The sequence below is a fragment of the Candidatus Frankia nodulisporulans genome, assembly GCF_902806475.1.
Classification (GTDB): Bacteria; Actinomycetota; Actinomycetes; order Frankiales; family Frankiaceae; genus Frankia; species Frankia umida.
In genome coordinates this window covers 1-5,900 of sequence record NZ_CADCWS010000251.1, presented here as the reverse complement: position 1 = coordinate 5,900, position 5,900 = coordinate 1, and the positions used below count along the sequence as shown (strand labels likewise).

General features: G+C 72.5%; 8 protein-coding genes and 1 tRNA gene. 2 read left to right on the top strand and 7 right to left on the bottom strand.

What is annotated here, in order from left to right:
• Nucleotides 1–381 precede the first annotated feature (381 nt).
• The gene (locus G6R24_RS17355) at nucleotides 382–579 is read right to left on the bottom strand and encodes a hypothetical protein (RefSeq protein ID WP_163550270.1); all 198 of its coding nucleotides are present in this window, start codon (nucleotides 577–579) and stop codon (nucleotides 382–384) included.
• On the opposite strand from G6R24_RS17355, the gene G6R24_RS22685 reads away from it, so the two are divergent.
• Together G6R24_RS22685 and G6R24_RS17345 are read left to right on the top strand one after the other, a co-directional pair.
• Nucleotides 569–1,093 carry a hypothetical protein gene (locus G6R24_RS22685; protein WP_225438656.1) on the top strand — a complete coding sequence of 175 codons (525 nt, stop codon included), beginning with the start codon at nucleotides 569–571 and terminating at the stop codon, nucleotides 1,091–1,093. The two genes, G6R24_RS17355 and G6R24_RS22685, sit on opposite strands and share 11 nt — an antisense overlap.
• Before the next feature lie 16 nt (nucleotides 1,094–1,109).
• Nucleotides 1,110–1,183 (top strand) — tRNA-Ala (locus G6R24_RS17345).
• Between the two features lie 18 nt (nucleotides 1,184–1,201).
• Here the strand turns inward: G6R24_RS17345 and G6R24_RS17340 are convergent.
• The 6 genes from G6R24_RS17340 to G6R24_RS17315 form a co-directional block, all read right to left on the bottom strand.
• Entirely contained in the window at nucleotides 1,202–2,428 is a 1,227-nt protein-coding gene (locus G6R24_RS17340) for a site-specific integrase (RefSeq protein ID WP_163550269.1), read from the bottom strand.
• The gene (locus G6R24_RS22680; RefSeq protein WP_217451640.1) at nucleotides 2,425–2,775 is read right to left on the bottom strand and encodes a helix-turn-helix domain-containing protein; all 351 of its coding nucleotides are present in this window, start codon (nucleotides 2,773–2,775) and stop codon (nucleotides 2,425–2,427) included. Before G6R24_RS22680 ends, G6R24_RS17340 begins: the two co-directional genes overlap by 4 nt.
• 32 nt (nucleotides 2,776–2,807) lie before the next feature.
• Nucleotides 2,808–4,493, bottom strand: a complete 1,686-nt coding sequence (locus G6R24_RS17330) for a replication initiator (RefSeq protein WP_163550268.1) — start codon at nucleotides 4,491–4,493, stop codon at nucleotides 2,808–2,810.
• 224 nt (nucleotides 4,494–4,717) lie between these two features.
• Nucleotides 4,718–5,149: a single-stranded DNA-binding protein gene (locus tag G6R24_RS17325; protein ID WP_163550267.1), complete on the bottom strand. Its 432-nt coding sequence runs from the start codon at nucleotides 5,147–5,149 to the stop codon at nucleotides 4,718–4,720.
• Between the two features lie 5 nt (nucleotides 5,150–5,154).
• Complete coding sequence (locus G6R24_RS17320) at nucleotides 5,155–5,388, bottom strand: hypothetical protein (RefSeq protein ID WP_163550266.1); 234 nt, start codon at nucleotides 5,386–5,388, stop codon at nucleotides 5,155–5,157.
• 139 nt (nucleotides 5,389–5,527) lie between these two features.
• The coding region (locus G6R24_RS17315) for a hypothetical protein (RefSeq protein ID WP_163550265.1) at nucleotides 5,528–5,900 on the bottom strand (373 nt) is incomplete at its 5' end.

Here is a 5,900-nt window from a genome sequence, read left to right as displayed (position 1 = left end):
CTGGTTTTCCGTGGCCAGTCCGGCATATGACCGCCGACCAGCACCCCAGCCGTCACGTGACCTCGCGCATACCCGTCGCCGTGCATAATCAGAAGGGTGACGCTCCGCTTCCAGCACGGCCCCGCCTCCCACTGGGCGTGGCGCACTGTCTGTAGCGCTGGAGCTTGTTCCTGTTGTCCGGGCTGTCCAGCATGTCCCGGCCCTCGCGCCTTCTGAGGCTCGTCCCCGCCATGACGAGCCCGGCGGCCCGCTAGCTGATAGCGCGGGCCGCCGCGGCGCGAGGGATTCAGCTGGTCCACCGCCACCTCTCGGCTACGCCACCACACGTGTGACGTGCCGACGTCGATCCTCGATGTTGGCACCACCACCCGGGTGGCCTGGTCACAGGTCCGCGCGCCGCTGTCGGAGCAGATGCCGCCGTTGGAGCAGGCACTGCCCCTGGAGCAGACGCGGCCCCTGGAGCAGACGCGGCCGTTGACCAGGACCGCCGCGACCGGTCCTGGCGTCGCCGTTGGCGTTGGCGTTACGCCCGACATCACCCAGCCCGACCAGGAAGGCAGCGTCAGCTGTGTCCGCCAAGGACGTGTCCTTCAAGGCGTGGACGAACCGGCTGCGAGCCGAGGGGTACCTCGTCTGCCCCGCGAGCTGCGCCGTGCCGGTTGACCTGCGCGGAGTCCGCCGCGATGGCCTCGGCCTGCACTTTCGCTGCCGCGGGACGTCCATCCGCCTGGCCGTGTACCGGCCCGGCCGGGCGGCGTGGCAGCTGGCCATCCGGGACGAGACGTGGTGCCCCGAAGAGGCCCTGCAACTGTGGCGGCACCGTCCCCTCGACGGCCCGCCTCCGTCCGACGACGCCGTGATCGCCTTCCCCGGCGAAGCCGGCCCCGACCGGGAGATCGTCCTCGACGGCGCCCGGCGGTGGGGCTGGAGCGGCCACGAAGCCGGTCTGCTCCCCCCGGACGACGCCGCCGACCTGTTCGACCATCTGATCGCCGAACTGCCAAGCGTCCCGGGGACCCAGCCGCTGCCGCTGCAACCGACCCCGTTGCCGACAGCGAGGGGTGCTCGTCATCTAAGCCCCGCCGTCCTGTAAGCTTCAGTTGCTTCCAGGGGGTGTAGCTCAGCCTGGTAGAGCGCCTCCCTCGCACGGAGGAGGCCAGGGGTTCGAGTCCCCTCACCTCCACCCAGGTTACGCAGGGCATCAGCCCTTTTCCTCCTCGTCGTCCAGCGGCGAACCAGCCTCCTCGTGCACGGTTTCGTGCACAGGGGGCTTTTCGTTGTCGTCCGCCGGGCCGAGGATCACCCCGGCCACGAGCCCGGCCGCCGCCTCGTCCATGCCCGGGATGACGTGGCTGTAGGTACGCAGCGTGAACGCCACGTCGGTATGGCCGAGACGCTCGCTGACGACCTTCGGGTGCACCCCGGACTTCAACGCCGCCGTGGCGTAGCTGTGCCGGACGTCGTGCAGCCTGATCACCGGCAGCCCCGCGGCGCGGGCGTGCTGCTGAAACCAGTCGGTCACCGAGTCCGGATGGATGTAGGCGCCGTCCGGCCAGCAGAACAGCAGCTCGTTGCTGTGGCCGGTGTCGGCCCGCTCCTTCTCCCACCGCTCGACATGGACCCGCAACGCGGCGAGCGTCACCGGGTCGAGCGCGCGCGGGCGGCGGCCTGACTCCGTCTTGGTCTCACCCTCGGCGGTCTGGCCGTCGACCACGATGCGCGGACGCTGCGGCACGACCGTGCCGGCGGCCAGGTCGACATCCTCGCGGCGCAGCCCGACCGCCTCACCGCGGCGCATGCCGGTCGTGACGATCAGCAGGTAGAGCGCGTACAGCCGATCGTCCTTGACGTGGGCGAGGAACGCCCGGAGCTGGTCAGGCGTCCACACCGTGGCCGCTCGGCGCCCGACCGACGGAGGCCGCGCGTCCTCGGCGACGTTGCGCGGCACGTAGCCCCAGCGGACCGCATCCGCCAGCGCTCGGCGCACCACCCGGTGGACCGTGGCCACCGTCGCCCGCGACAGCCCCGCCCCCTGCTGGCCGCGGCGGTGCACCCGGCCCTTCTCCAGCAGGTGGGCGTACATCAGGTTCAGCCGTACCGGCGTCAGGTCCTGCAGCGCCGTCTCGCCGATCACCGGCACGATGTACGAGTCACGGCACAGGTGGTACTTGGCCAGCGTCTTCGGCCGGACCGAGGCGGCCATCGCCTTGCACCACTCGTCGAAGAACTCCGCGACTGTGCGCCGCGACCCGCCGACGTGCCGGCCGGACTCCGCCGCGGCGATCGCCGCGCGCAGCGCCTTGTCGGCTTCCTTCTTCGTCGCGAAGCCGGACTTGGAGGGCTGGCGGCGCCGGCCGGTCAGCGGGTCGGGGCCGAGGTCGAAGCGGTAGGCCCACTTGCCGTCCTTGCGGTACACCGAGCCCTTCATGCCGCGGTGCCTTCGGGCGTGAGGATCTCGCGCAGGCCGGCGGTGACGATGAAGACCCGGCCACCGAGGCGGCGCGAGGGCAGCTCGCCGGCCGCCGCGAGCCGGTAGGCGGCGGAGCGCGACAGGCTGAGCAGCTCGGCGGCGCGCTCGACCGGGATCAGCGGCGGCATGCCCTCGGTCGGGTCGGTTGCCGGCGCGAGCACCGGGCGGGCCGGTGTCACGCGGGCGGCGGCGGCGAGGTCGTCGAGCTGGGCCAGGACCACGCGCAGCGCGGCGCGCACCGTGTCGAGGTCGGCGCCGGCCGCGATGGTCGGCAGGCGGTCGACGCCGATGGCCGTGACGGTCATGGAGGTCTCCTTCCGGAGTGGGTTGGGGGTGGTCAGGCGTGGGCGGCGGCGCGTGCCTCGCGGGCTGCGTCGCGGGCGGCCTCGCGTTGTATGCGGGCGAGGTCGGCGGCCATGGCGGCAAGCTGGGCGTCGCCGGGGAGGCGGTAGCCGGCGCCTTCGAAGGTCCAGTCGCCGATGGCGATGACTTCGTCGCCGGTGTCGTCTTCGAGAGGGCGGTTCCAGGCGTCCAGCGGTGTGCGCGGGTTGCCGGCGCCGTCGTGGGTGCGGGCCCAGTCGCGGCGGGCCTGGCGGCAGGCGCCGAACGTCGTCGAGTACCGGCGCGACTTCGTCAGCCAGTGACCGCGGAACCCGTACTGGTGGGCGTTGGCCCGCAGCCGCAGGCCTGTGACGTGGAGGCGCTCACCGAGGTTCCAGGCCGATTGGGCCTTCGCGGCCTGGCGTGGGGTGAGGGACGCCAGCGCCGCGTGCAGGTCGGCGGTGGTCTGGATCGGCCGGTCAAGCGCGCCGCCGCCGAGGTCCTTGGTCGCGGTGTGTCGTAGCCGCAGGCCTTCGACGTGAAGGCGCCCACCGAGGTCCCAGGCCGTTTGGACCATCGCGGCCTGATGCGGGGTGAGGTAGGGCAGGACGCCGAACAGGTCGGCGGTGCTCCGGATCGGCCGGGCCAGCGCGCTGCCGGCGCCGAGGTCCTTGGTGACGTACTTGGCCAGGTAGTTGCCGACGGTGCCGGCGTCGAGCCTGCCGGCCAGGGCGGTGTGGTCGTCGAGCTCGGCGCCACCGGCCACGACGAGGTACTTCTCGTCGTGCTGCTCACCCCAGCGGGCATCGTTCTGCCCGGCGCCGGCCGGGTTCGGGCAGGGCTCACGGGCCCGGTCGACTGCCCAGCGCCAGCAGGACGCCAGCAGCTTGCCGGTGGCCCAGGTGGGTGGTTCGGGCCAGGCGTCCGGGTCGTCGCGGTCGACGCCGTCCAGCCGCAGCACCGCGTGGTAGTGGATCAGGCAGCGGGCCTGTCCCTCGGCGACCTTGACGTAGGAGATGCGGACCAGGTCGCGCACGCCGATGCGGCGGGTGCCGTCGCGGCGGGTGTAGCCGAGGATCGGCAGGCCGACGTGGGCGGCCAGGCGCCGGTAGGCGAGATCAACGGTGCGCTTGAACAGCCGCGGGGCGGTCGCGTTCCACAGGACGGCGCCCGCGAAGTCGTAGCAGGCCAGGCAGAGCGCCTGCCCGAGCATCGGGTCGTCTTCGTCCCTGTGGGTGCGCAGGCAGCCGATCGGGTTGCCGTGCGGGCACAGGCCCCGGCGTCGGTGGCAGGTCCGGGCGGGCTGGCCCTTGGCCGCGTTGCGGGTGTGAACCTGTCCGAAGCTCGGCGCGGTGACCGTGACGAACAGCCCCGGGTGGTCGGTGACGCTGTCGGGGACGTCGCGGCCGCCGGCCAGGCCGGCATGCACGATCTGCCAGGCGTCCCCGGCGTAGGTCCAGGAGCACGACGGGCACACCGAGGCCCGCCGGTTGCCGCAGGGGATGAGGATCGTGCCGTCCGGCTTGGTGGCGGAGTCGAAGTGGGGGCGGATCTCGCCGGTGGCGGTGTCGACGTGGTTGATGTGGCCGGACAGGCGGATGGGCCGTGTGCAGCCGGCTATCCGGTTTAGCTGCTTCCAGAATTCGGGAAAGGTGCCGTCCTCGATGCGCGGCCGGGCCTCGGCGAGCATGTCGGGCAGCATCGGGGTTCCTCCTTTCCGGGCACGGCAATGGTGGCTCTAATCGCTGGTACAAAGCGACACACAAAACCCGGCCGATTTCTGGTACCAAACCGGTACGGGAGTGGCAGGAAACTGGCACGTTTCTGGTACGGGAGTGGCACGAGGCCGGTATATGGGCTGGTCAAGCAGGTCAGGGCCGGCGGCCGGCACGGCAGGTGCGGCCGACCGCCGGTCCGAGAGTCGGGTTAGAACGGCGGCTCGTCGCCGGCCGGCCCGGTCGAGTAGGCATCCGCGCCCGTCGGGCCGGTGCCGCGGGCGGCGCGGACGACTTTGGCGGTGGCGTAGCGCAGCGACGGGCCGATCTCGTCGACGTCGAGTTCCACGACGGTGCGCTTCTCACCCTCCCGGGTTTCAAAGGTCCGCTGCTTTAGCCGGCCGACGACGATGACGCGGGCGCCTTTGGTCAGGGATTCGGCGACGTGTTCGGCGGGCTTGCGCCAGATCGAGCAGCGCATGAACAGCGGCTGCCCGTCCTTCCACTCGTTCGTGCCCCGGTCCAGCGTGCGCGGGGTGGAGGCGACGGTGAAGCTCGTGACGGCCGCGCCGGTCGGGAGGAACTTCAGTTCGGGGTCGGCGGTGAGGTTCCCGACGATGGTGATGACGGTTTCGCCTGCCATGGCGGTCAGTCCTTTCGGGCGGCCCAGGGGCCGGGCTGGTTGTCCCGCGCGTCGGGCACGACCGTGAACGACGCGCGGCGGACGTGGCTGAGCTGCGGGCCATCGAGCTGGGCCAGCTCGTAGCGCGGTTCATCCGCGGTGGCGCAGGCGTCGTCGGCGCAGGTGCAGGCGTTGACGCAGAAGATCTGGCCGTGTAGGTCGGTGACCGAGCCGTGGTAGCGGGCGTGGCGGTGGCTCATCGCACGACCCCCGGGCAGAGATGGCGGCCTTCGAGGTAGTGCACGGCCGGGAAGCCGTCCGCCCTGCGGGGCACCGTGCGGTCGCAGCCGCCGCAGACCACTCGTGGCGTGCGGGGCCGGTTCGAGGTCGCTGGCCGGGTCACCGCAGGCCCCCACGGCGTGCGGCCTGGCGGGCAGCCGCGGGCGGGAGGTCGGCGAACAGCGACGGCTGACCTTGGCAGGACTCGCACAGCGGCCCGCCGTCCGCGGTGACCAGCCCGACCTCGGCGGCCGGGACCGGCACGGGACCGTGGCAGGCCCGGCAGGGCCGGTTGACGGTGTCGGCGGGTAGGAGCGCGAACGCGGCGCGGGGGCCGGAGCGGACGAACACGACCGACGGGCAGGACCGGGCGCCCTTGCGGTAGCGGAACCGGCAGGCCCGGCACGTCTTGCCGCCGGGGGCGTCCTCGTGGACCGCGAGGACTGCGGCGGCGGTCTCCTTGTCGAGCCGGCCGGGGTTGGGTAGCACGGCC